Annotated in this window: 24 protein-coding genes; 16 read left to right on the forward strand and 8 right to left on the reverse strand. The window is 60.8% G+C overall.

Features of this window, described 5'->3' with window-relative positions; all coding sequences use genetic code 11:
• Positions 1–7 precede the first annotated feature (7 nt).
• Entirely contained in the window at positions 8–1,267 is a 1,260-nt protein-coding gene (locus ISP18_RS07805; protein WP_380009064.1) for a winged helix-turn-helix domain-containing protein, read from the forward strand.
• Positions 1,268–1,269: 2 nt separating this feature from the next.
• Here the strand turns inward: ISP18_RS07805 and ISP18_RS07810 are convergent, their stop codons facing one another.
• Positions 1,270–1,665 (reverse strand): hypothetical protein, encoded by a 396-nt coding sequence (locus ISP18_RS07810; RefSeq protein ID WP_380009068.1) that lies wholly within the window; start codon positions 1,663–1,665, stop codon positions 1,270–1,272.
• 275 nt (positions 1,666–1,940) lie between these two features.
• On the opposite strand from ISP18_RS07810, the gene ISP18_RS07815 reads away from it, so the two are divergent.
• The 8 genes from ISP18_RS07815 (at position 1,941) to ISP18_RS07850 (ending at position 8,329) form a co-directional block, all read left to right on the forward strand.
• The gene (locus ISP18_RS07815; RefSeq protein ID WP_204683989.1) at positions 1,941–2,150 is read left to right on the forward strand and encodes a cold-shock protein; all 210 of its coding nucleotides are present in this window, start codon (positions 1,941–1,943) and stop codon (positions 2,148–2,150) included.
• 285 nt (positions 2,151–2,435) lie between these two features.
• Positions 2,436–2,666, forward strand: a complete 231-nt coding sequence (locus ISP18_RS07820) for a cold-shock protein (protein WP_380009071.1) — start codon at positions 2,436–2,438, stop codon at positions 2,664–2,666.
• A gap of 270 nt (positions 2,667–2,936) precedes the next feature.
• The gene (locus ISP18_RS07825) at positions 2,937–3,152 is read left to right on the forward strand and encodes a cold-shock protein (RefSeq protein ID WP_380009074.1); all 216 of its coding nucleotides are present in this window, start codon (positions 2,937–2,939) and stop codon (positions 3,150–3,152) included.
• 77 nt (positions 3,153–3,229) lie between these two features.
• Positions 3,230–4,114, forward strand: a complete 885-nt coding sequence (locus ISP18_RS07830) for an alpha/beta hydrolase family protein (RefSeq protein ID WP_380009077.1) — start codon at positions 3,230–3,232, stop codon at positions 4,112–4,114.
• A gap of 54 nt (positions 4,115–4,168) precedes the next feature.
• Positions 4,169–5,227 carry an NADH:flavin oxidoreductase/NADH oxidase gene (locus ISP18_RS07835; RefSeq protein ID WP_380009080.1) on the forward strand — a complete coding sequence of 353 codons (1,059 nt, stop codon included), beginning with the start codon at positions 4,169–4,171 and terminating at the stop codon, positions 5,225–5,227.
• Positions 5,228–5,241: 14 nt separating this feature from the next.
• Positions 5,242–6,117 (forward strand): pirin family protein, encoded by an 876-nt coding sequence (locus ISP18_RS07840; RefSeq protein WP_380009082.1) that lies wholly within the window; start codon positions 5,242–5,244, stop codon positions 6,115–6,117.
• A 69-nt stretch (positions 6,118–6,186) separates the two neighbouring features.
• Positions 6,187–6,489, forward strand: coding sequence for an Mpo1-like protein (locus ISP18_RS07845; RefSeq protein WP_380009084.1), 303 nt, complete (start codon positions 6,187–6,189; stop codon positions 6,487–6,489).
• 226 nt (positions 6,490–6,715) lie between these two features.
• Positions 6,716–8,329, forward strand: coding sequence for a glycosyltransferase family 39 protein (locus ISP18_RS07850; RefSeq protein ID WP_380009087.1), 1,614 nt, complete (start codon positions 6,716–6,718; stop codon positions 8,327–8,329).
• Position 8,330: 1 nt separating this feature from the next.
• Here ISP18_RS07850 and ISP18_RS07855 read toward each other — a convergent pair whose 3' ends face one another.
• Positions 8,331–8,720 carry a cytochrome c gene (locus ISP18_RS07855; RefSeq protein WP_380009090.1) on the reverse strand — a complete coding sequence of 130 codons (390 nt, stop codon included), beginning with the start codon at positions 8,718–8,720 and terminating at the stop codon, positions 8,331–8,333.
• Between the two features lie 145 nt (positions 8,721–8,865).
• Here ISP18_RS07855 and ISP18_RS07860 point away from each other — a divergent pair, with 145 nt between their 5' ends.
• Positions 8,866–9,648, forward strand: a complete 783-nt coding sequence (locus tag ISP18_RS07860) for a tRNA threonylcarbamoyladenosine dehydratase (protein WP_380009093.1) — start codon at positions 8,866–8,868, stop codon at positions 9,646–9,648.
• A 21-nt stretch (positions 9,649–9,669) separates the two neighbouring features.
• Here ISP18_RS07860 and phbB read toward each other — a convergent pair whose 3' ends face one another.
• On the reverse strand, positions 9,670–10,410 hold the full coding sequence (gene phbB, locus ISP18_RS07865; RefSeq protein WP_380009096.1) for an acetoacetyl-CoA reductase: 741 nt from the start codon (positions 10,408–10,410) through the stop codon (positions 9,670–9,672).
• 138 nt (positions 10,411–10,548) lie between these two features.
• The gene (gluQRS, locus tag ISP18_RS07870; RefSeq protein ID WP_380009099.1) at positions 10,549–11,415 is read right to left on the reverse strand and encodes a tRNA glutamyl-Q(34) synthetase GluQRS; all 867 of its coding nucleotides are present in this window, start codon (positions 11,413–11,415) and stop codon (positions 10,549–10,551) included.
• Between the two features lie 141 nt (positions 11,416–11,556).
• Between gluQRS and htpX the strand changes: the two genes are divergently transcribed.
• Entirely contained in the window at positions 11,557–12,447 is an 891-nt protein-coding gene (gene htpX, locus ISP18_RS07875) for a protease HtpX (RefSeq protein ID WP_380009102.1), read from the forward strand.
• A gap of 188 nt (positions 12,448–12,635) precedes the next feature.
• Complete coding sequence (gene htpG, locus ISP18_RS07880) at positions 12,636–14,504, forward strand: molecular chaperone HtpG (protein ID WP_380009105.1); 1,869 nt, start codon at positions 12,636–12,638, stop codon at positions 14,502–14,504.
• Positions 14,505–14,540: 36 nt separating this feature from the next.
• Here htpG and ISP18_RS07885 read toward each other — a convergent pair whose 3' ends face one another.
• The gene (locus ISP18_RS07885; RefSeq protein ID WP_380009108.1) at positions 14,541–15,152 is read right to left on the reverse strand and encodes a trimeric intracellular cation channel family protein; all 612 of its coding nucleotides are present in this window, start codon (positions 15,150–15,152) and stop codon (positions 14,541–14,543) included.
• A gap of 97 nt (positions 15,153–15,249) precedes the next feature.
• Here ISP18_RS07885 and ISP18_RS07890 point away from each other — a divergent pair, with 97 nt between their 5' ends.
• Both ISP18_RS07890 and ISP18_RS07895 read left to right on the forward strand, forming a co-directional pair.
• Positions 15,250–15,654, forward strand: coding sequence for an RNA-binding S4 domain-containing protein (locus ISP18_RS07890; RefSeq protein ID WP_380009111.1), 405 nt, complete (start codon positions 15,250–15,252; stop codon positions 15,652–15,654).
• Positions 15,655–15,755: 101 nt separating this feature from the next.
• Entirely contained in the window at positions 15,756–16,304 is a 549-nt protein-coding gene (locus tag ISP18_RS07895) for a response regulator (protein ID WP_380009114.1), read from the forward strand.
• A 92-nt stretch (positions 16,305–16,396) separates the two neighbouring features.
• Here the strand turns inward: ISP18_RS07895 and katG are convergent, their stop codons facing one another.
• Positions 16,397–18,580, reverse strand: a complete 2,184-nt coding sequence (gene katG, locus ISP18_RS07900) for a catalase/peroxidase HPI (RefSeq protein ID WP_380009117.1) — start codon at positions 18,578–18,580, stop codon at positions 16,397–16,399.
• Between the two features lie 343 nt (positions 18,581–18,923).
• Positions 18,924–19,511, reverse strand: coding sequence for a TetR/AcrR family transcriptional regulator (locus ISP18_RS07905; protein ID WP_380009120.1), 588 nt, complete (start codon positions 19,509–19,511; stop codon positions 18,924–18,926).
• A 118-nt stretch (positions 19,512–19,629) separates the two neighbouring features.
• On the opposite strand from ISP18_RS07905, the gene ISP18_RS07910 reads away from it, so the two are divergent.
• Positions 19,630–20,259 (forward strand): glutathione S-transferase family protein, encoded by a 630-nt coding sequence (locus ISP18_RS07910; RefSeq protein WP_380009123.1) that lies wholly within the window; start codon positions 19,630–19,632, stop codon positions 20,257–20,259.
• An 89-nt stretch (positions 20,260–20,348) separates the two neighbouring features.
• Here ISP18_RS07910 and mutS read toward each other — a convergent pair whose 3' ends face one another.
• On the reverse strand, positions 20,349–22,925 hold the full coding sequence (gene mutS, locus ISP18_RS07915) for a DNA mismatch repair protein MutS (RefSeq protein ID WP_380009126.1): 2,577 nt from the start codon (positions 22,923–22,925) through the stop codon (positions 20,349–20,351).
• A 68-nt stretch (positions 22,926–22,993) separates the two neighbouring features.
• On the opposite strand from mutS, the gene ISP18_RS07920 reads away from it, so the two are divergent.
• Positions 22,994–23,503 carry a CinA family protein gene (locus tag ISP18_RS07920; RefSeq protein ID WP_380009129.1) on the forward strand — a complete coding sequence of 170 codons (510 nt, stop codon included), beginning with the start codon at positions 22,994–22,996 and terminating at the stop codon, positions 23,501–23,503.
• Positions 23,504–23,573 lie beyond the last annotated feature (70 nt).

Raw genomic sequence — 23,573 nt, forward strand, 5'->3', positions numbered from 1 at the left:
CACTCCATTGAGCGAACTTTTACTCGACCGGAAAACTCTAACGCTCTCACAAGCGCGTGCATTGCAACTGGCGGCACAAGGATTGCTGCAGGCACCTCGCCGACGCGCACGCCGCGATGATCTGATCGCCACGATCCAGCGCATGCGACTGCTGCAGATCGACAGCATCCACGTCGTCGCGCGCAGTCCGTATTTAGTGTTGTACGCCCGACTTGGCGACTACCCGCTCGCTTGGCTGGAAGAAGCGCTGGAGGTTGGGCGCATTGCCGAATGCTGGGCACATGAAGCCTGTTTTGTCACAGCCGCCGATATCGGGCTGCACCGCGCGTGGCGTGCGCAGTCGGAAAGCAATCACTGGGCAGACAAGCATGCGGCGCGTGCGCGGGATGCCAACCTCAAAGAAATGCATGTCTTGCTCGAACGTGTGCGCACGTCAGGAGCGGTGCGCGCTTCCGATTTCGAGCGCACCGATCGCGGCGTTTCCGGTTGGTGGGAATGGAAGCCGGAAAAACGCTGGCTAGAAGCATGGTTCGCCTCGGGCGAGCTCATGGTCACGCGACGCGAACGTTTTCAGCGTGTCTACGATTTGGCGGAGCGTGTGCTGACCAAGCTGGATCCGCCACTTGACGCTTCCACATCGACATTGCCCCCTGATGACATCCGCCGACGCTTCATCCTGGACAGCGTGCGCGCGCTCGGCATTACACAGGCGCGATGGATTGCCGATTACTTTCGCCTCAAACCTGCCGTGGATGAACGCGAACTCGCGCCCTTGCTCGCCTCGGGCGAATTGCTGTGCGTGCAGGTAAGAGGTTGGGATAGCGCCGCCTACGTTCATCGCGATCATGCACCGTTGCTCGACAGCGCCTTTGCGGGACGGCTACGCGCCACGCATACCGCGTTGCTTTCGCCTTTCGATCCGTTGGTGTGGGATCGGGCGCGTGTGCGAGCCATGTTCGATTTCGACTACACCATCGAATGTTATGTGCCTGCGGCCAAGCGACGTTATGGGTATTACGTGCTGCCGATCCTGCATCGCGGACGCTTGATCGGCCGGCTCGATGCCAAAGCCCACCGCGCCGAAGGCATGTTCGAGGTCAAGGCGCTATTCCTCGAAGAGAGCGTAACGCCGACGGAACGCATGCTGGCGGAGTTGGCGCAAGCCATTGCTGCCATGGCGACATGGCACGGCACGCCAAGGATTCGGCTTGGGCGCTGCCGGCCGGCCCAGGTGGCGGCAGCGCTGCGCGCGCACTGGCGCGGCTGAAGTCAGTGCGAAGTTGCCGTGCTGCTGGTGTTGGAAGTGCAGCTCCGTCCTTGCAGCGCGTCGCGCAGTTGCTGGCTGAGGCCCATGCAACGATTGGCAAGATACGGGCGCACGCGCAGGTCGCCGGCCTCCTGCAGCAGCGTATCGCGCATTGCCTGATACTGCGTTTGCAGCGTATCGGTCTGATAAATGCCGGCGGCGCGATGGCATGCCAGATAACTGTTTAGATAGGCATCGCAGGCGGAGATGCCGGTAATGGCCTGGGTATTTAAAGTGGCCGGTGCTGCTGGTTTTTTAACTGCATGACTGCATCCGAACAGGAACAGCGTGGATGCGAAAACGGCTACTCCCGCCAAGTCGGTCAATCGAAAGAAAGGTGCTGCATTACCTGGTTTCATGAAGTTTCATCACAAAGTCATCACAATTGTTGCCTAAGCATACTGGGCAAAAGACTGTTCCTTGAACGCCATTCCTTTACGCCATCATTTGCGAGTATGATGAATGCACTGTGTTTGCCTTAGGTCACCAGAGTCACGTGACCCGATGCGTCGATTACGATCTGCCTCATCGCTCACCCCTTGGGTTTTCCTTAGCACACCAGTAAGCAGGCCCCCGTTTTTGCGGGGTCGAGTCTTTTTTAACGTTAGAAAACTTGAGTTTCGGAGTGAGCAACATGTCTGATCGTCAGATCGGTACCGTCAAATGGTTTAACGATGCCAAGGGTTTCGGCTTCATCAGCCGCGACAACGGCCCGGATGTATTCGTGCATTTCCGCGCGATCCAGGGCAATGGCTTCAAGAGCCTGCAGGAAGGCCAGAAGGTGAGCTTCAAGGTGGTGCAGGGCCAGAAGGGCCTGCAAGCCGATGAAGTGATGCCAGCCTAATCGTCTATATAGATCGATTTAAAAAAAGCCGGGCGCAATACCCGGCTTTTTGTTTTTCGCAGTAAAGCGGCGATTATCAAATGTGATTCAGCGCGTGAATTTTCCATCACATATCGATTCACAGAAATTATTATGCTTTGCCCCACTGGCTGGCCGGAAACCGCGTATTCGCCAAGTGCTTATAGCGGAGCGCGTGATTGGGATATCGGCGTGCCGGTAGGCCGCTTGCTCGGGTGGGCTGCGGTTCTCAAATTAAGTTAGCGCTTGAACGGATGAGGTAAGGTCATGTCGGAACAGGATGCAACGGGCACAGTCAAATGGTTCAACGACGCCAAGGGATTCGGGTTCATCAGCGCCGATACGGGCGGTGACCTGTTCGTGCACTTCAAGTCGATCAAAGGCAATGGCTTTCGATCGCTTAAGGAAGGCCAGAAGGTCAAGTTCCAAGTAAAGCAAGGACCGAAAGGCTTGCAGGCTGAAGAGGTAGAGGCAGTGAGCGACCACAAGCCTCGTTGAGAGTCTGAAATGCATTTTTGAAAAAGCCAGGTTCCAGCCTGGCTTTTTCGTTTTTAATGATGCCCGGAGTGAGTTTATTACGTGAATTTCTCATCACATTTCCTTTCACGAAAGTCATTATGCTGTATTTACTGTGTCTGCTCGGTTAGGCGCGCTCGCAGTGCGGCAGGCAAATCCGCACGCCCCCACCCGATCTTTGCAAACCCAGTAAGCCGTCGACTCGGGTGGGTCGGCTGGTCTCAAAAGTCAGATGCTTGAATGGAGTGATTTATGTCGGGCGAACGTGAAACTGGCACAGTGAAATGGTTCAACGATGCCAAGGGTTTTGGCTTTATCCAGCGCGAGAACGGCCCTGATGTGTTCGTGCATTTCCGCGCGATCCAGGGCAATGGTTTTAAGAGCTTGAAGGAAGGCCAAAGGGTCGAGTTCAAAGTGGTGCAAGGGCAAAAGGGATTGCAGGCGGATGAGGTGACCGAGGCGAAGTAACCCCTCGGTATCCATGGCATGCAGGCCGGCGCATACGCCGGCCTTTTTGTTTCCCTGTCACCAGGTAAGCTGCACCGATGTCAGCGTTTCCCGAATCGTCTTTGGCGTCTTCCGCCGCCACCCTCGTCGTGCCTGTCACGGCCGCTGATGGCGCGCGCAGCGAATTGATCTGTGTGGAGCCTGCCGCATACCCGAACCAAATGGTGTATTGGCTACCAGCTATGGGCGTACCCGCGAAGCATTATTTGCCATTGGCGGAAGCCCTTGCCGCGCGCGGTATCGCCGTGGCCTTGCACGAATGGCGTGGCATCGGTTCTAGCGATCGCCGCGCCAGTCGAGCCAGTGATTGGGGTTATCACGAGTTGCTCGAAGCCGATCTGGCGGCGGGCGTGCGCGAAGCCAGGACACGCTGGCCGCAAGCGAAATGCTGGTTGGGTGGACATAGTTTGGGCGGACAACTGGCCTGTCTTTATGCCAGCCTTCAGCGTGACGAGTTTGCGGGCATCGCGTTGGTCGCGAGCGGTGCGCCTTATTGGCGGAACTTTGCGTATGCACCCCTGATCTTTGCAGCGCTTGCGCTCGCGACGCCGTTGGCGAAATCGCTCGGCTACCTGCCGGGGCGACGGATTGGCTTCGGCGGCAATGAAGCGCGCGGCGTCATTGCGGATTGGTCGCGCAGCGGACGCACCGGACGCTATGCCGCCAGCGGCACGCCGGTGGATTTCGAACGTCAGCTTGCGGGGCTGCATGTGCCGATAGTGGCATTGCGCCTGCGTGACGATTGGCTCGCACCGGCGCGTTCGCTGGCATGGTTGCTCGACAAGATGCCGCGCACATCGCAGCACGTCGGCATCGTTGCGCCGGATCAGCTCGCAGGGCAGACGGCGGATCACTTCACCTGGATGAAAGTGCCCGACGGCATCGCCGCGCAATTGGCGGAATGGATGGATGCCCGCACTTGATCGATCCTTCGATCGCCGCCATGTAGTGACTTCGTTTTGCCGATGGTGTCGCCCATGAAACTGTTCGAGCCTTATACCCAGCGCGGCCAGACGTTGCGCAATCGCATCGTGGTATCGCCGATGTGCGAGTACTCCGCGCAGGACGGCGTGCCGAACCAGTGGCATGTCGTGCACTTGGGTAGCCGTGCCGTAGGCGGTGCAGGCGCAGTGATCTCGGAGGCTACCGCGGTATCGCCAGAAGGGCGCATTTCCGCCCACGACACCGGTATCTGGAACGATGCGCAAGTCGAGGCCTGGCGTCCCATCGCCGCCTTCATCGCCGAACACGGTGCGGTGCCCGGTGTGCAATTGGCGCATGCGGGGCGCAAGGCCAGCGTGTGGCGTCCGTGGGAAGGTGGCGGTTCGTTGCCTGTGGAGCAGGGCGCGTGGCAGACCGTGGCGCCTTCCGCGAATCCGTTCGACAAGGATTGGCACGTGCCGCAGGCCCTGGATCTGGATGGCATAGGCAAGGTCGTGGCGGATTTCCGCGCGGCGGCGGTGCGTGCGAAGGAGGCCGGCTTCAAGCTGATCGAATTGCATGGCGCACACGGTTACCTGCTGCATCAATTCATGTCGCCGCTGAGCAATCAGCGGAATGACGAATACGGCGGCAGTTTCGAAAACCGCACGCGTCTGGTGCGTGAAGTGATCGCGGCGGTACGCGAGGTATGGCCGGACAATTTGCCACTCTGGCTGCGCATTTCGGCGACCGACTGGGCCGATCACGGCTGGACGATCGACGAGAGCGTGCGCCTGGCGAGCGAGCTGGCCGGCCTCGGCGTGGACTTGGTCGATGTCTCCAGCGGCGGCTTGGTGCCGCACGTCAAGATTCCGCTCGGTCCCGGCTACCAAGTGCCGTTTGCGGCGCGCATCCGGCAGGAAGCGGGCATCGCTACCGGCGCGGTCGGGCTGATCACCGAACCCGCGCAGGCGGATGGCATCATCGCCGGTGGCGCCGCGGACCTGGTGCTGATCGCGCGCGCCAGTCTGCGCGATCCCTACTTCCCGCGCCGTGCCGCGCAGGAACTGGGTGCAACCATCACGCCGCCGGTGCAATATCAGCGGGCCTGGTAAGGGAAATCCAAGACGTGCAAGCCAATCCAAGCCTGATCGAAAAGCCCCGCCTGCACGATCTCGGTGATGGCTTTGTCGTGCGCCGCATGTTGCCGGTGCTCACGGCGCGCCACGTTGGCCCGTTCGTGTTTTACGACCATATGGGGCCGGCTGACTTCGCACCCGGCAAGGGCCTGGACGTGCGCCCGCATCCACATATCGGCCTGGCGACCGTCACGTGGTTGTTCGAAGGCAGCATTCGCCATCGCGATAGCATCGGCAGCCTGGCTGACATCACACCTGGCGCCGTGAACTGGATGACGGCCGGCCGCGGTATCGTCCATTCGGAACGCACGCCGCCGGAGCTTCGCGTTACCGGGCAGCGCATGCACGGCATCCAGGTGTGGGTAGCGTTGCCGCGCGAGCAGGAAGAAGTCGAACCGGAATTTCATCATCACGACGCCGAAAGCTTGCCGCGCATCCGTAAGCCCGGTGCAGAACTGGTGCTGATTGCTGGAACAGCTTACGACCATGCGTCGCCGGTGAAAGTGTTTGCGCCAATGTTCTTTATCGAGGCGCGTCTCGAAGCCGGAGCGGAAGTGCCGTTGCCAGACGAACACGCCGAGCGCGGCGTGCATGTGATCGAAGGCGAAGTGAGCTGGGGAGATGTCAACGTGTCTCCCGCGCAAATGGCCGTGCAGACAGGCGCATCCGCACCGCCAGTGCGCGCGAAGACGACCAGTCGCCTGATGCTTTTCGGTGGCGCGCCGCTGGATGGCGAGCGACATCTGTGGTGGAACTTCGTGTCGAGCTCGCGCGAGCGCATCGAGCAGGCCAAGGCGGACTGGATGGCGCAGCGCTTCGGCAAAGTGGCGGGCGACGAGGAAGAGTTCATTCCGCTGCCGGTGTGATGTCGTGCAGCGTGCATCATCGGTGTGCGCAGATTACGCTGACGCAACAGAGCCTTGTGGAGACCTGCCATGTCCGGCTTCGCCAGCTTCCACGATTTCTACCCTTATTACCTCAACGAACACCGCGATCGCCGCTGCCGCCGGCTGCATTTTATCGGTAGCTCGCTGGTGCTGTTGATCGTCGTGTTCGCGCTCGGTTCCGGCCAGTTAGTGTGGCTATGGCTGGCGCCGGTGGTCGGTTATGGATTCGCTTGGATCGGACACTTCGCGTTCGAGAAAAACAGACCCGCGACGTTCCGACACCCGTTATATAGCCTTATGGGTGATTGGGTGATGTATTGGGAAGTGCTGCGCGGGAAAGTGAAGATTTGAATGCGCAGGTTTCGCGCAAGCCTGACAAAGCGGACGATGGCTGGCGTATTTTTCGCGATACACGTTCGGCATCGATGCGCGAAGAGTGAGATGTGCCGTTCGTCACACCGCAATCTCTTTCGCCTGAATATGCACTAACCTGTCATATATATCAGACAACCGATCCATGGAGCGCGCGTTACAGTCCGCAGCCTAAGCTCAAGATCGATAGCGGGATTGTCGGCGCATGAACGAAATCGTTACTTCTGCGATACGTAAGGATGCATCGTTTCGCCATCATGCGCTTGAGGGCGGTGTTTCCTTTGGCGGTTCGTCCGAGGTCATCGAAAAGCCCAGGGCGCAGGTGAATGCGGACATGGCATGGATGCTAGTGATCGTCATGCTTGCGCTGGTGGCACGGCTGTTCCGCATCGATCATCAACCGCTGTGGCTTGACGAGGCCTTGACGCTGCTGCGCAGTCACCTGGGCTTGAGCGGATTGGTGGCCGACAGTTTCACCAATCGGCACATGCCGACCTATTTTCTGCTGTTGAAGTTGGTATCGCCATTCTTTGGCACGGGCGATGCGTGGTTGCGTATCCCTTCGGCGCTGTTCGGTGCGATGTCGACAGGTATGGTGTTCATCATCGCCAGTCGACTCGGCAGCCGTCATGCGGGCATTGTTGCCGGTTTGTTGATGGCGCTATCGCCCTTGCAGGTGCAGTACGGGCAGGAGGCACGCTCCTACACCCTGGTCACCTTGCTGATCTCGGTGGCCTTGTGGGGTTTGCTACGGCTTGCGCAGAATCCATGGCGGGCTGCGATGGATGTGCGCGGTGCAGATGCCGAGCGCATGGGATGGGGCGCGTACGTGCTCGCCACCATCGCCGCATTGGATGTGCTTGGTGATGCGGTCCCGTGGCTGATCGCATCCAACCTTTCCCTGCTGCTGATCTGGCGCAGCTTTGCTGCCTCGTCGCCTACGCGCATAGCGTTTGGGCGCAACTGGATGCGCAGCGTCGCGGCGATCGTCGCATGTACCGTGCCGTTCTATGTGGCGATTTTCGCGGCCAGCGATGGGCACATGCTGCAGAAATTCGACTGGCTTCCGCAGCTGAGTTGGCAACACATGTGGGTGGTGGCTGGCAGCGTTTACCTGATGCGCATGCTGGCCGTGGTCAAGTTCGATCTGCTGCACACCGCCGTGCCCTTGCTGGGGACCATGGTGGCGCTGGCCGGTTGCGCAGGCGTATTCCGCATGCGTGGAAAGCTGGAAGGCCGCGTATTGCTGCTGAGCGTGCTGGTGCTGCCGCTGCTTATCCTGGGCGTTTCGTTGTTCAAATCGATGCTGCTGCCTCGCTATGTGCTGTGGAGTGCTGCGCCGTTTTTCGTGTTGGCGGGGCTGGGGGTGGATTTGCTGCCGCGCAGGGTCTTTATCATGGCGGCCACCCTGCTGTTGCTGCTGGGTGTCGTGAACCTGGGGCCGGTCTATCGCATGGAGACCAAGCCGCGCTGGGATATGGCGGCCGCAACGCTGGCCGCCAACGTGCGGCCTGGCGACACCGTGTTCACGGCCGATCCGAATGCACCCACCATGCTGTCAGTGTTGCATCCAAAGGGAGAGCTCCCGCTGGAATCCACCACGCTGGTGACGTCTCAACTGGACGAAGCACTGGCGCGCTGGCGGCAAGGCAGTCGCGTGTGGGCGGTAAACGGCCGCTCGGCCCTGGGGCAGGCCCAGGATCTGGCGGATTTCAAGAGTCGCATGGCCGCGCTGGGCACACCGGTAGCGGAGATCCAGCAGGGCAAGGAAATCACCATCCTGATGTTTCCGGCGCCGGACGAGGTTGAGCCGAACTAACTCAGCGGAATTGCTGATGGCAGTCCTTGCAGACCTGATCCACCGGCTTGAGTGCTGCGGCCAAGGCTGGGCAATCGGCCGGCGCGGCCTGGGCTGCCGATTGCAAGGCACTGCGTAGGTGCCCGGCGAGATCCTTGAAGGGTTGCGGTGCATCCGGAAAGACGGCGGGGATATCCGCCGCGATCATCTGCATGTGCTGCAACTGGTCGAGATTCGCGGCCGCCTCGCAGCGCTGCCCTTTTACCGCTTGCTGCAATTGATGGCGGTGAAAGCCCATAGTCACCATGAGCGCCTCCGGAAATGGATTGCGCTCGCTCAGCGCACGCATGGTGAACACGGTGCCAATGATGCCTATGGCCAAACCGAGCACGATCAGAAGCGCAGCACGCATTGCTTTTCCTTTCCGAAGGGCGTTGGGCGCCGAGGATACCGCAACACGCTTAGTGGTCCCTTTGGCCGTTAAAATAAGCTGATCTCTTTGAGCCGGGTATCAGCGTGAATCCTTGCGTTTCTGAAATGGCAGCCGGTAGCTGCCCATGACCGGTGCGTATCCCACTGAGCGTTTCGACGGGGTCGAGCGGTTGTATGGTGCCGGCAGTGTGGCGCACCTGGCGCACAAACACGTTTGTGTGATCGGCATTGGCGGCGTCGGTTCCTGGGCGGCAGAGGCGCTGGCGCGCACTGGCGTGGGCAGGCTCACGCTGATCGATGCGGATGAAGTGTGCGTGTCCAACACCAACCGCCAGCTACATGCGTTGGATGGCGAGTATGGCAAACCCAAGGTAGGCGTGATCGCGGCGCGTGCGCATGCGATCAATCCGGCGATCCGACTGGAAGCCATCGAGCGCTTTCTCACGCCCGCCACGCTGGACGAATTGCTGGACCGCGGCTACGACGTAGTGCTGGACGCTTGCGATGCCTTCCGCGTCAAGTTGGAAGCCATCGCCTGGTGCCGCCGTCGCAAGCTGCCGATGGTGACGGTGGGCTCGGCCGGCGGTCGCACCGATTCCACGCAGATTCGTGTGCGCGATCTTTCGCGCACCGAGCACGATGCGATGTTCAGCCTGATCCGCAAGAAACTCCGTCAGGATTTCGGCTTCCCGCGCAATCCGGATCGTTACTTCGGCGTATCCGCCGTGTATTCGCTGCAGAACGTGCAATACCCGCAGCCGGACGGCACCGTGTGCGGCACGCGGCCGCCCGGAGGTGACTCGTTGAATCTTGCCTGCGGTGGCGGCCTAGGGGCCGCCACGCATGTCACCGGTGCGTTTGCTTTCGCAGCGGTTGGCAAGGTGCTGGAAAAGTTGTTGGAACGTTAGCCCCGTTTTATCCGTTCCGGGTCACCAACCCATGTATTGCCCACCATTGATCTTCAGATTCGTGCCGGTGATCCAGCTGGTTTCATCGGTAGTGAGGAACACCACCGCGTGGGCTATTTCTTCCGGTGTGCCGAGGCGACCCACCGGGATCTGCGCGATGATCTTCTCGCGCACTTCCTCTGGCACCGCCATCACCATGTCAGTGGCGACATAGCCCGGCGAAACCGTGTTCACGGTAATGCCGAACCTGGCGTTTTCCTGCGCCAGTGAAATGGTGAAGCCATGCATGCCGGCCTTGGCCGCTGCGTAGTTTGCCTGGCCGTACTGGCCCTTCAAGCCGTTGATGGAGCTGATCTGCACGATGCGGCCCCATTTGCGGGTGCGCATGTCCTCGATCACTGGGCGGGTGACGTTGAAGCAGGCGTTGAGGTTGGTGTTCACCACGTCCATCCACTGCTGGTAGGTCATCTTGTGGAAAGTGGTGTCGCGAGTGATACCGGCATTGTTGACCAGGATCTCCACTGGGCCGAGCTTCTTGTGGATCGCCTGAATCATGTTCTCGCACGAAACCGGTTCGACGACGTCGCCTTGCACCATGGTGATGTCGATACCTTCCTGCGTCATCGCTTTGTGCCAAGCCTGGGCTTTGGCCTCGTCGCGATAGTTGGTGACAACCTTATGTCCCTGTTTGGCCAGGTAGCGCACGATCGCGGTACCGATACCGCCAGTGCCGCCTGTAACGAGTGCCGTACGCTGGGTCATGCCTGTTCTCCTTGTAATGTCTACGTAATGAATCCCCGCGCGAAGTGCGCGAACGGGACGAGGTTATACGCAGACATCATGAAGGCATAGCGGCTTTCGACATCACGGTACGGCTGCGCACCGGTTCGTTATACAAGGTTAAGCGGCACGATGGTCGCTGCATTGCGTCAAATGATGCGGATCGAACTGCATGAGTGCAGCCTCCAGCAGTTCGGACGGATGGACGGCCGTTTCATCTGACGTAATGCCCAAAAATGCGAGTGCACGGTGCAGGCTGGGCATGGGGTCGGATGGATCCACTTCCCGTGCGCGTTCGGACTTCGACAATTTGCGGCCTTGGCTGTCCAGCACCAGCGGCAGATGCAGGTAACGCGGGGTCGGCAAACCCAGGCAGCGTTGCAGCCAGATCTGTCGCGGGGTGGAGTCCAGTAGGTCGCTGCCGCGCACCACCTGGGTGATGCCTTGCCAGGCATCGTCCACCACGCAGGCGAGTTGGTAGGAATAGAAACCTTCGACGCGGCGGATCACGAAATCGCCCACGCATTCCCGCAACGCTTGCTGCTGCGGCCCCTGCAACGCATCGACGAACGTGATGGTTTCGTCCGGCATACGGATGCGCCAGGCCGGCGAGCGCTGGGGATCGGGCGAGGCGACGCAGCGCCCGTCGCGATGGATGCCGCTCGCCGCGGCCAGTTCGCTGCGGCTGCACCAACATGGGAACACCCATCCATCCCGTCGCAGTTGTTCGAAGGCCGCGTCGTAGGCGGCGATGCGGGATGATTGATAAATGACGGGCTCGTCCGCCACCAGCCCGAACGCAGGCAGGGCGGCGAGGATGGCCTCCGCCGAACCCGGTACTTCGCGCGGCGGGTCGATGTCTTCCATCCGCACCAGCCAGCGACCGCCTGCATGGCGCGCACATAGCCAGCTTCCCACGGCGGCGGCCAGGGAGCCGGCATGCAGGAGACCGGTGGGAGAGGGGGCGAAGCGTCCGCGATAGCTCATTGCCTCATTCTACGTAAGCTGACTGGAATGCTGGCGTGGGGCGAGATACGCGCGCTTAACTCTTGAAAAGCGGGCATTTCACCCGAATCTCTGCGGTCGGATTACCATCTTCCCCTTCGGAGCGAACTTTTAAGGACGACTATGCGCCGCATCGCACTTTTTCTTCTAACCAACATCGCCGTCCTGCTGTTGCTGAGCTTCGTTTGCCGCCTGTTCGGCGTCGACCAGTGGGCAGCCATGCACGGTTACGGTGGCATGGGTGGGCTGCTTATCTTTGCCGCGATCTTTGGCATGGGCGGCGCCTTCATCTCGCTGGCCATGTCCAAGTGGATGGCCAAGATGACCACCGGCGCGCGCGTGATCGAGCAGCCGCAAAACGAGGGCGAACGCTGGCTGGTTGACACCGTGCACCGTCACGCACAGAACGCCGGCATCGGCATGCCCGAGGTAGCGGTCTACGACGCGCCAGAAATGAACGCCTTCGCCACCGGCATGAGTAAGAACCACGCGCTGGTGGCGGTGAGCTCGGGTCTGTTGCAGCAGATGGATCGCGAACAGGTCGCCGCCGTGCTCGGTCACGAGATCGGTCACGTTGCCAATGGCGACATGGTCACGCTCACGCTAATCCAGGGCGTGCTCAACACGCTGGTGATCGTGGCCGCGCGCATCGTCGGTCGTCTGGTGGACAGCTGGCTTTCCGGTGGACGTGACAATCGCGGGGGCTCCGGCATCGGTTATTTCGTATCGGTCATGGTGCTGCAGCTGGTGTTCGGCCTGTTCGCCTCGATGATCGTGATGGCGTTCTCGCGCTGGCGTGAATTCCGCGCCGATGCCGCGGGCGCCAAGCTTGCCGGACGCGGTGCGATGATCTCCGCGCTGCAGCGGCTGCAGCTCAACCATGGCGAAAGCACCTTGCCCAAGACAATGGCTGCCTTCGGCATTTCCGGCCCGCTGGCGCAAGGTCTGCAGCGCCTGTTCATGAGTCATCCGCCGCTGGAAGAACGTATCGCTGCGCTGCAAAAGCAGATGTAATGCCGCTGGTTTTCCCCTCTCCCTTTTTGGGGAGAGGGTGGGGTGGGGCCAACCTCGCGAAAGGGTGAGGTTTGGAGCGTGGCCTTGTTGAAGTCTGGGGCAAGCCTTGTCCTCACCCTCGTCCCTTCCTCTTAAGCGGAGGGGTTTAAGAATCCTTTTCTTGTTGCCTGCAAACCTTTGACGACACCATGACTATTACAGCCGAAACCCGCAAATTCGAAGCCGAAGTCGCCCAGGTCTTGCACCTGGTCACGCACTCGCTGTACTCGCACAAGGAAATTTTCCTGCGCGAGCTGATTTCCAACGCCTCGGACGCCTGCGACAAGCTGCGGTTCGAGTCCATCGCCAAGCCCGAGCTGCTCACGGGCGATGCCGAGCTGCATATCGACGTGAGCTGGGATCCCGACCAGCGCACTATCACCGTACGCGACAACGGTGTGGGCATGAGCCGCGACGAGATCGTCGCCAACATCGGCACCATCGCCAGCTCCGGCACGCGCCGCTTCCTGGAAGCGATGAGCACCGAACAGAAGAGCGATGCGCGCCTGATCGGGCAGTTCGGCGTCGGGTTCTACTCGGCCTTCGTGGTGGCGGACAAGGTCACCGTGCTCAGCCGCCGCGCCGGCCTGCCGGCCAGCGAAGGTGTGAAGTGGGAAAGCGACGGTAAGGGCGAATACTTGCTGGAACAGGTCGAACTGCCCGAGCGCGGCACTGCGATCGTGTTGCACCTGAAGGCCGACGAGGATGAGTTCCTCAAGCGTTGGGAATTGCGCTCGCTGATCACGCGCTACTCCGACCATGTGGCGTTCCCGATCCGCATGCCGCAGGAGAAGGACGGCAAACCCAGCGACGAATGGGAAACCGTCAACGCCGCTTCCGCGCTGTGGACCAAGCCCAAGAACGAGATCAGCGACGAGGAATATCAAAGCTTCTACAAGTCGCTGGGGCATGATTTCAACGACGCGATGACGTGGACGCACAACCGCGTCGAGGGCAACCAGAGCTACATCACGCTGCTTTATCTTCCCTCGCAACCGCCGTTCGAGCTGATGATGGGCGGGCGCGATGAGCGCAAGGGACTGAAGCTCTACATCAAGCGTGTCTTCATCATGGACGCGGCCGAAGAACTGCTGCCGAACTACCTGCGCTTTGTGCGCGGCGTGGTCGATGCGGACGATCTGCCGCTCAATGTGAGCCGCGAGATCCTGCAGCAGAATCGGCAGCTCGAGCGCATCAAGTCCGCCTGCGTGAAACGCGTGCTGGATCTGATCGAAAAACTCGCCAAGGATGAGCCGGAGAAGTTCCAGACCTTCTACAAGGCCTTCGGCAATACGCTCAAGGAAGGCATCGTGGAAGATCATGCCAACCGCGAGCGCATCGCCAAGCTGCTGCGCTTTGCTTCCACCAAGGGTGAGGGCAGCGCGCAGAGCGTGTCGCTGGACGATTACATCGCGCGCATGCCGGTCGGCCAGGACACCATCTGGTACATCACCGCCGACAGCCACGCCGCTGCCGCGGGCAGTCCGCAACTGGAAGCGTTCAAGGCTAAGGACATCGAGGTGTTGCTGATGTCCGACCGCATCGACGAATGGATGCTGGGCAGCTTGAACGAATACAGCGACAAGAAACTGCGCAACGTCGCCAAGGGCGAATTCCCGCTGGACGAAGAGGCGAAGAAGCAGCAGGAAGAGGCAAGCAAGGCTGCCGAGCCGTTGCTGAAGAAGCTCAAGGATCTGCTGGGCGATCGCGTTTCCGAAGTGAAGGTGTCCGCGCGCCTCACCGATTCGCCCTCATGCCTGGCGCTGTCCGACTACGAAATGGCGCCGCATCTGGCGCGTCTGATGCGCGATGCAGGCCACGACATGCCCGCCAGCAAGCCCACGCTGGAGATCAATCCGCAGCATGCGCTGCTCAAGCGTGTGGAAACGGAGAGTGACGAAGGCAAGGCAAAAGATCTTGCCAATCTGCTACTCGAGCAGGCGGAGATTGCAGCTGGTGCGCAGTTGCCGGACCCAGCAGCGTTCGTGCAGCGCTTGAATCGCGTGCTGCTTGGTTGATGCCGTCGGATGCCCCTCTTCCAAAAGGGAGAGGGGCTATCCAGGCAGCAAATGCAATCGAGGTAAATGCATGCCGCCCACCACAGCCAGCAAGCGCATAAGAAGAATCACCACCACGCCCGCGATCACGGCCACGCTGCGCGGCGCACCCGCCTTTTGCAAAATCAGATACACCACGATCCCCGCGATCGCCGCGGTGGCATAAAGGTCCTGCCGAAGAATCAACGGCACGCGCGCAGCCATCACGTCGCGCAGCACGCCTCCGGCCGTGCCGGTCATGGTGCCCATCAGCACTACGATCAACGGGGATAATCCAGCCACCTCGGCGACCTGCGCACCGCTGATCGCGAACAGCGCCAGGCCTAGGGCGTCGGCGATCAGCAAGCCATTCCCGGGTGGCGGAAAGAACGTGATGTAGAGCATGGTCAATGCGGCGGCGAGCAGGATCACCAGCAAGTAGCGAGCATCGCGTACCCAGAAGATGGGATGCCGGTTGAGCAGCACATCGCGCAAGGTGCCGCCGCCGATAGCGGTCAGCGCCGCCAAGGCCACGCCACCGAGCAAATCCATGCCGGAAGCCGCCGCGACCAGCACGCCGCTGACAGCAAAGACGGCCACCCCGATCAGATCCAGCAGATAAAGCAGCATGCGGACTCCTCCACGCACAGCATTCGTCGGCTTGCATCAGCGTGGCGGCGTTCCCACTTAGCCTGCATTCGCTTGGCCACACGCCGATAATGCCACGATGAAACATGCAACCCACGAACCCCTCACCGAAGTACGCGCCGATGTCTGGCTATGGGCCGCCCGCATGTACAAGACACGCAGCCTGGCCAAGCAGGCGATCGATGGCGGCAAGGTCACGGTGAACGGCGCCGGCTGCAAGCCTTCCAAGGTGCTGCATGTGGGCGATAGCGTGCGATTGACCCGCGGCGAGGAGCGCCTGGAGCTGGAAATCCTGGCGCTTTCGGAGCAACGCGGTCCTGCCAATGTGGCGCAAGCGCTCTATAGCGAAACCGAGGCCAGCCGCCTGGCGCGCGAGCAGGCGCGAGAGCAGCGTCGCTTGAGCGGAGCAGGCCTCAACCACCCTCCGACACGCCCAAACAAGCAGCAACGTCGAGAATTGCGACGGCTTAAGGATTTTCCCTGAGCAGCACATCTCAGAAATCCATCTGGAACTGCGTGAATATCATCCCAAAAGCAGGTAACCCAGGAGAGGTTGCCGCGAACCTGGGATTTAAGGGGGAACAGATGAGCGGGATCGATTTCTTCAAGCGGCTGTTGGGTGGCCACGCGTCGGAGGCCATGCAACCGACCAAGTTGCTGCAGGCGGCATCAGGCATGCGTACATTGGTGGTCGACGATTCGCCGACCATTCGCGCAGTGCTCGGCAAGATGCTCGGCTTGGAAGGTTATGCGGTGCAGAAGGCGGTCGATGGCGAAAGCGCGATCGAACTGGCCAAGACCGAACAGCCGGAACTGATTTTTCTAGACATCGTACTGCCGGGCATCAACGGGTTCGCAGTATTGCGCGCGCTGCGCCACGATCCGCTTACCCAGCACATTCCGATCGTGATGATCAGTGGTAACCAGCAGGCTACCGAGCAGTTCTACGTGCAGCGCTTCGGTGCCGACGATTTCATCAAGAAGCCTTTTGGCCAGCGCGACGTACAGCGCGCCATCGATCAACTGGTTCGGGCGGAGCGCATTCCTGCACGCGTACCGGTGCCGGTGGTTGCCACTGAGGCAGCTATCTCTTACGAGGAAATTCGCAGCACGCTCTCCGGCATGGCTGCATAAATCCACCCATACCCACCGCGAGCCGCCTGACTTCAGACGGAAGCGCCGCAGCAGAGGATGCTGCGGCGCTTTTTTTACTTCCGTTTTTTGGTTTACGCGAGCTCGAAGCGATCGAGGTTCATCACCTTGTTCCAGGCCGCCACGAAGTCACGGACGAACTTTTCCTGCGCGTCCGAACTTCCATAGACTTCCGCCAAAGCACGAAGCTGCGAGTTCGAACCGAAGACGAGGTCGGCACGCGTGCCAGTCCACTTCAATTCGCCCGTTTTGCTGTCGTGCCCTTCGAACACATCCTGTGCGTCGGAGACTGCTTTCCACGTCGTGCCCATATCGAGCAGGTTGAGGAAGAAGTCGTTGGTCAATGCACCCGGCCGCTGGGTGAAAACGCCGTGCTTGGTGTGTCCGACGTTGGTATCCAGGACGCGCATGCCGCCTATCAGTACCGTCATTTCCGGCGCGGTCAGCGTGAGCAATTGTGCCTTGTCGATCAGCAGTACCTCTGCCGGTACGGTGTACTTGCCTTTGAGGTAATTGCGGAAGCCGTCGGCGATCGGTTCGAGCACGGCGAAGGATTCCACGTCGGTTTGTTCGTGCGAGGCATCCATCCGTCCCGGGGTGAAGGGCACCGTTACCGATATGCCGGCATTTTTCGCGGCCTGTTCGACACCTGCGCAACCGGCCAGAACGATCAGGTCGGCGAGCGAGACTTTCTTACCACCAGACTGAGCGCTGTTGAACGCATGCTGGATGCCTTCGAGCGTCTTCAGCACATTGGCCAGTTGCTCTGGCTGGTTCACCTCCCAATCCTTCTGCGGGGCGAGGCGAATACGCGCGCCGTTTGCACCGCCACGCTTGTCTGAGCCGCGGAACGTGGACGCCGACGCCCAGGCGGTGGACACCAATTGCGAAACCGAAAGGCCCGAAGCCAGGATCTTGCCTTTGAGGGCTGCAACATCCTGTTCGCCGATCAGGGTGTGGTCGACTGCGGGAATGGGGTCTTGCCAGATCAGCTCTTCGGCCGGCACTTCCGCACCGAGATAGCGTGCGCGCGGTCCCATGTCGCGGTGCGTGAGCTTGAACCACGCACGTGCGAACGCGTCGGCGAACTCATCCGGATTTTCCATGAAGCGCCTGGAAATTTTTTCGTACGCCGGATCGACACGCAGCGCGAGGTCAGTGGTCAGCATGGAGGGCGCATGGCGCTTCGAGCGATCGTGTGCATCCGGCACCGTGCTAACGCCGGCGCCGCCCTTCGGCGTCCATTGATGCGCGCCCGCCGGGCTCTTCGTCAGCTCCCACTCATAGCCGAAGAGATTCCAAAAGAAGTTGTTGCTCCACTTCGTCGGCGTGCTGGTCCAGGTGACTTCCAAACCGCTGCCGATGGCGTCGTCACCTTTGCCGGTGCCAAAGCTGCTCTTCCATCCCAGCCCCTGATTCTCGATACCGGCTGCTTCCGGTTCGGGGCCTACATGCGTTGCGGGGCCGGCGCCATGGGTTTTGCCGAAGGTGTGACCGCCCGCGATCAAGGCGACGGTTTCCTCGTCATTCATGGCCATGCGACCGAAGGTCTCGCGAATGTCCTTGGCGGCCGCGAGCGGATCAGGATTGCCTTCCGGACCTTCGGGATTTACGTAGATCAGGCCCATTTGCACGGCACCAAGCGGATTTTCGAGATCCCGCTCACCGGTGTAGCGCTTATCGCCGCCGAGCCAGGTGGTTTCGGAGCCCCAGTAGACATCTTCTTCAGGCTCCCAGACATCCTCACGGCCGCCGCCGAAACCGAAAGTCTTGAACCCCATCGATTCCAGCGCGACGTTGCCGGTAAGAATCATGAGGTCGGCCCAGGAAATGTTCCGGCCATACTTCTGTTTGATCGGCCAGAGCAGTCGACGTGCCTTGTCCAGGTTGACGTTGTCGGGCCAACTGTTGAGGGGGGCGAAGCGCTGCTGGCCGGCGCCGGCGCCTCCGCGACCGTCACCGGTGCGATACGTGCCTGCACTATGCCAGGCCATGCGAATGAACAACGGGCCGTAGTGACCGAAGTCCGCCGGCCACCAGTCCTGCGAGTCGGTCATCAACGCGTGGAGATCCTTCTTCAGGGCATCCAGGTCGAGGCTCTTGAACGCTTCGGCGTAGTTGAAGCCGCTGTCCATGGGATCGGACAGGGAGGAATGCTGGTGCAAGATCTTCAGATTCAGCTGGTTGGGCCACCAGTCCCGGTTGGTCGGGCCGCCGCTTGCGGCGTGATTGAAGGGGCACTTCGATTCGGTTGACATGTATGCACTTCCTTTGGTCGTTTGCGCCCAGCTATCTCGGCCCAGTGCTGCATCAGAGTGCCGACAAATGAAGGGTTTCAGTTAATGATGTTCAACGATGCGTCAACACCGGGTCATGTAGGACTGTCGTCAGGCTGTCCAGCTTGTGTGCAATGAGGTGCCAGAAGACACGGAGAACGTCGGGCAGATTTGCTCTCATCTCGTGTTCCTTAGTCGGCGCAAACATTGGCTGGCGTTGGCTGGCTCGGTTCCGACTTTACGCAGGCGAGATGACTGATAGAAGTCGATTGTTTTGATGTTGGCGATAGCTGCAGGCTATGAGTGCCGAGTCCACCGCATGCGCTCAACCGACCAATTCCAGCGCAATGGCGCGCGCGGCATCCCGGATCTCGTTGCGGAAATCGTCATTGTCGATCGTGCGCGAGAGGACCATGGCGCCCACGCAAAGCGCAGCGACGGCGACGCCGCGTTGCCGCCTGTCGGTGTCGTCCGGCATTGCGATGCCTTCCCCGAGCATGCCGATCATGTGTTCCAGCAGGGCGCAATAAGCCTGCTTTACCCGTGGGCTGGCGCGCGCGGCATCGGAGGGCAGGGCGATCATCGGGCATTGGCCTTCGATGTCTTTCAGATGCGCATCCGAAAGGTAGGCGTTCACCATGTTGCGGGCCTGGGCACCTTGGCAGTCCACGCCATCGAACGCCATGCCTTCCCAGCGTTGCGCCGGGTTGAAGTGCTGATAGGCCATGATCGCTTCGGCAAATAGTTCTTCCTTGGTCTGGAAGTGGTTGTAAAAGCCGCCACGGGTAAGCCCCGCGTGTTGCATGATTTCGTCGATCGATACCTCGCTAAAACCGCGGCGGTTGAACAGTTCGCGCGCGCACTCGACGATGCGCGCTCGCGTTTTCTGCTTGTGCTCGGTGGTGTAGGGCATGGCCGTGACGGGTGCGTGGATGATGACGCAGTAAGCCTACTCCCGGCCCTGAATATGTTCTTGAACATATGTTGTTTCTTGCCACACTCCCGGCACCCCCTTGGCAAGGAGATCGACAATGAAGCTGTACTACGCAGAGACGATGAATCCGCGCAAAGCCTGCGCCCTAGCGAAGTATCTGGGTTCGCCGGTGGAATACATCCGGGTCGACCTGGGCAAGGGTGAACAGTCCAAGCCAGACTTTCTTGCCCTGAATCCCAATGGCAAGGTGCCGTTGCTAGTGGACGGCGACCTGCGCTTGTGGGAAAGCACGGCGATCATGGCGCATCTAGCGGTAAAGGCCGGCTCGGACCTGTGGCCGCGCGAACCGGCCCAACAAGTGGAAGTGTTGCGCTGGCTGTCTTGGGATATCGCTCATTTCTCCCGACATGGCGGCACTTTGTACTTCGAGAACCGTATTAAGCCGTTCCTGGGCCTGGGCGAACCGAATCCGGCTGCGGTGGAAGAGGCCAGCAAGTTCTACACGCGTTTTGCCGCTGTGCTCAATGCGCATCTGGCCGACCGCAGCTATCTCGTCGGCGACAGCCTGAGCATTGCGGATTTCGGCGTCGGCGTCTTGCTGCCATGGGCGAAGGAATCGCATTTACCGTTGGAAGGATTCGCCCATATCGCGCGCTGGCACGAGCGCATGATGGACATTCCGGCGTGGCGCGATCCATTCCCAGCGCCAGTATCAAAAGCAGCTTGAGCGTTCACTCGTCTTCATAGCGAGACAGCGGCGTAGGTTGGGGTGAGGCGTAACCAAACCCCAACCTGCTGCCCATTGGCAAGGTCGCCTTAAAGCAACGCCTTTAAGCGATACAGCACTTCCAGCGCCTCGCGTGGCGTCAAGGCATCGGGGTCAACTGCCTCCAGCGCGCGTTCCGCCTCCGAGGGCGCCGGTGGGGCGAACAAGCCCAGCTGCGGCGAATGATCTGCCTTGGGCACAGCTGTCGAGGCTTGCAGGTGCATCCCACGCTCCAACTCGGCCAGCGTCCTGCGCGCGTCGGCGATCACCGATTTCGGCAAGCCGGCCAATGCGGCGACTTGCAAGCCGAAGCTGCGGTTGGCCGGGCCTTCTTTCACCGCATGCATGAACACCAGTTGCTCGCCGTATTCGACCGCATCCAGATGTACGTTGGCGATGGATGGATACTCGGCGGCAAGTTCCGTCAGTTCGAAGTAATGCGTAGCGAACAGCGTGTAAGCCTTGCTGGCGGCGGCCAAATGCACCGCCGCTGCGCGGGCGAGCGCCAGGCCATCGTAGGTACTGGTGCCGCGTCCGACTTCGTCCATCAGCACCAGGCTTTGCGGCGTGGCGTTGTGCAGGATGTTGGCCGTTTCGCTCATTTCCACCATGAAGGTGGATTGGCCGCGCGAAAGATCATCGCCTGCGCCGATGCGCGTGAAGATGCGGTCGATGGGGCCGATCATCGCGCGTGACGCAGGCACGTAACTGCCGATGTGCGCGAGCAACACGATCAACGCGTTTTGCCGCATATAGGTGGATTTACCACCCATGTTCGGGCCGGTGATCACCAGCATGCGGCGATTGTCGTCCAGCACCAGATCGTTCGGTTCGAACGGCTCGTCGCGTACTTTTTCAACGACGGGATGACGGCCGCGCTCGATCAGGATGCTGGGCTCATCGCTGAGTTCCGGTGCATTCCAGTCCAGCGCTTCGGCGCGTTCGGCCAGCGTGCACAGCACATCGAGCGCCGCCATGGCGGATGCAGCTTGCTTGAGCGGCTCCAATTGCTCGATCAGCGTATCCAGTAGCGCTTCGTACAAGGCGCGTTCGCGCATCAGCGAGCGTTCCTTGGCGGAAAGCACCTTGTCCTCGAAGGTTTTCAGTTCTTCGGTGATGTAGCGCTCGGCGTTCTTGGTAGTTTGCCGGCGGGTGTAGTGCGTGGGCGCCTTCTCCGATTGCGCCTTGCTGATTTCGATGTAGTAGCCATGTACGCGGTTGTAGCCCACCTTGAGCGTGGGAATGCCGCTGGCGGCTTTCTCGCGTTCTTCCAGTTCCACCAGGTATTGATCGGCGTGCGTGGCGAGACGGCGCAGTTCATCCAACTCCGCGTCATAACCATCGCCGATGATGCCGCCGTCGCGCAGCAATACAGGTGGCTGTTCCACGACGGCGCGCTTCAAGAGTTCGGCGGTGGGGGCGTGATCGCCGATGTCGCCGACCAGCGCGTGCAGGAGCGGGCTATCGAGCGCCGCGATGGATTCGCGCAAGACTGGCGCGGCAGCCAGGCCGTCGCGCAGCGTGGAGAGATCACGTGGACGAGCGGAGCGAAGCGCCACGCGCGCAAGAATGCGTTCCAGATCGCCGATACCATGCAACTGTTCGCGCAACGCCTCGTAGCGACGCGTTTCGATCAATGCGCCAATAGCCTGGTGCCGGCGCCTCAGCACGTCGCGCGAGCGCAACGGACGATTGAGCCAGCGGCGCATCAGGCGTGCGCCCATCGGCGTTACCGTTTCGTCCAGCACGCCGAGCAAGGTGTGTTCGACGCGTCCGCTCGGATGCGTATCCAGTTCCAGATTGCGGCGCGTGGCGGCATCCAATGCAATCGTCTCGCTGGCGCTTTCCACTGCCATGCCAGAAAGATGCGGCAACGCGCTCTTCTGCGTTTCTTCCACGTAACCGAGCAGGCAGCCGGCGGCAGCGATGGCCAGCGGCAAGTTGTCGATGCCGAAACCGGAAAGATCGCGCGTGCCGAAGAAGCGATTGAGTTCGCGCCGCGCGGCATCGCTGTCGAAATGCCACGGCGGCCGTTTGCGCAAGCCGGGCAGGGCGCTGACCAATTTCGGCCACGCCACGTCTTCGCCAACCAGCGTTTCCGCTGGCTGCAGGCGCGCCAGTTCCGCGGCGAGCGCTTCGGCATTCGGCACTTCGCTCAGCAGAAAACGTCCGCTGGAAAGATCCACCCACGCCAGGCCGTAGCTGCCGTGCGCGCCTGCGGCAATCGCCAGCAGAAGATTGTCGCGACGCTCTTCCAGCAGCGCGGCATCTGTCACCGTGCCCGGCGTGACGATGCGCACGACCTTGCGTTCCACCGGTCCTTTCGCCAGCGCTGGATCGCCGATCTGCTCGCAAATCGCTACCGATTCGCCCAGCCGCACCAACTTGGCCAGGTAGTTTTCCACCGCGTGATACGGCACACCTGCCATCGGAATCGGCTGTCCTGCCGACTGTCCACGTTGCGTGAGCGTGATGTCCATTAGGCGAGCCGCCTTGCGTGCATCGTCGTAGAACAGCTCGTAGAAATCGCCCATACGGAAGAACAACAGCACATCCGGATGCGCGGCCTTGGCAGCGAGGTATTGGCGCATCAAAGGGGTGTGCAGCGAAAGTTCGTCCTGATTCATGCGGTCGAGTCTTGGCGTCTTGAGATGAGTCGAGTACAACGAAGAATTTGCAAGACGCGGAGTTTCGCATGGAGTCATCGTCCGTTCCTACTGATGCCGAACTGGCAGTACTGGCCGCACGCGTTGCCACCGCGATGCAGCAGCACAAGCTAATGCTATCCGCCGCCGAATCCTGCACCGGCGGCTGGATCGCCAAGACGCTGACGGATCTGTCGGGCAGCTCCGCCTGGTTCGAAGCGGGCGTAGTGAGCTACAGCAATGAAGCGAAGATGTCATTGCTGGGCGTACGCAGGGAGACGCTCGAACGCACCGGCGCGGTGAGCGAGGAAACGGCATTGGAAATGGCGTCCGGCGCGCTGATCCGCTTGAACGCCGGCGTTGCAGTGGCAGTTACCGGCATCGCCGGACCCACTGGTGGTACGCCGGAGAAGCCAGTTGGCACGGTGTGGATTGGCTGGCAGCGGCGCGGCGGCGCAGCATGTGCCCAACTGTTCCACTTCACGGGCGACCGTGAAGCGGTGCGGCGGCAGACGGTGGCGGCGGCGCTCGAAGGCGTGCTCAAGACACTGACGGATTGAGCAGAAATTGACCAGTTTTCCGTCTTGACCATTGTGGGATACTCAAGAGCCTGCATCCCAGCCCGTGAGA

The sequence above is a fragment of the Dyella humi genome (assembly GCF_044904605.1).
Lineage (GTDB): Bacteria > Pseudomonadota > Gammaproteobacteria > Xanthomonadales > Rhodanobacteraceae > Dyella_B > Dyella_B humi.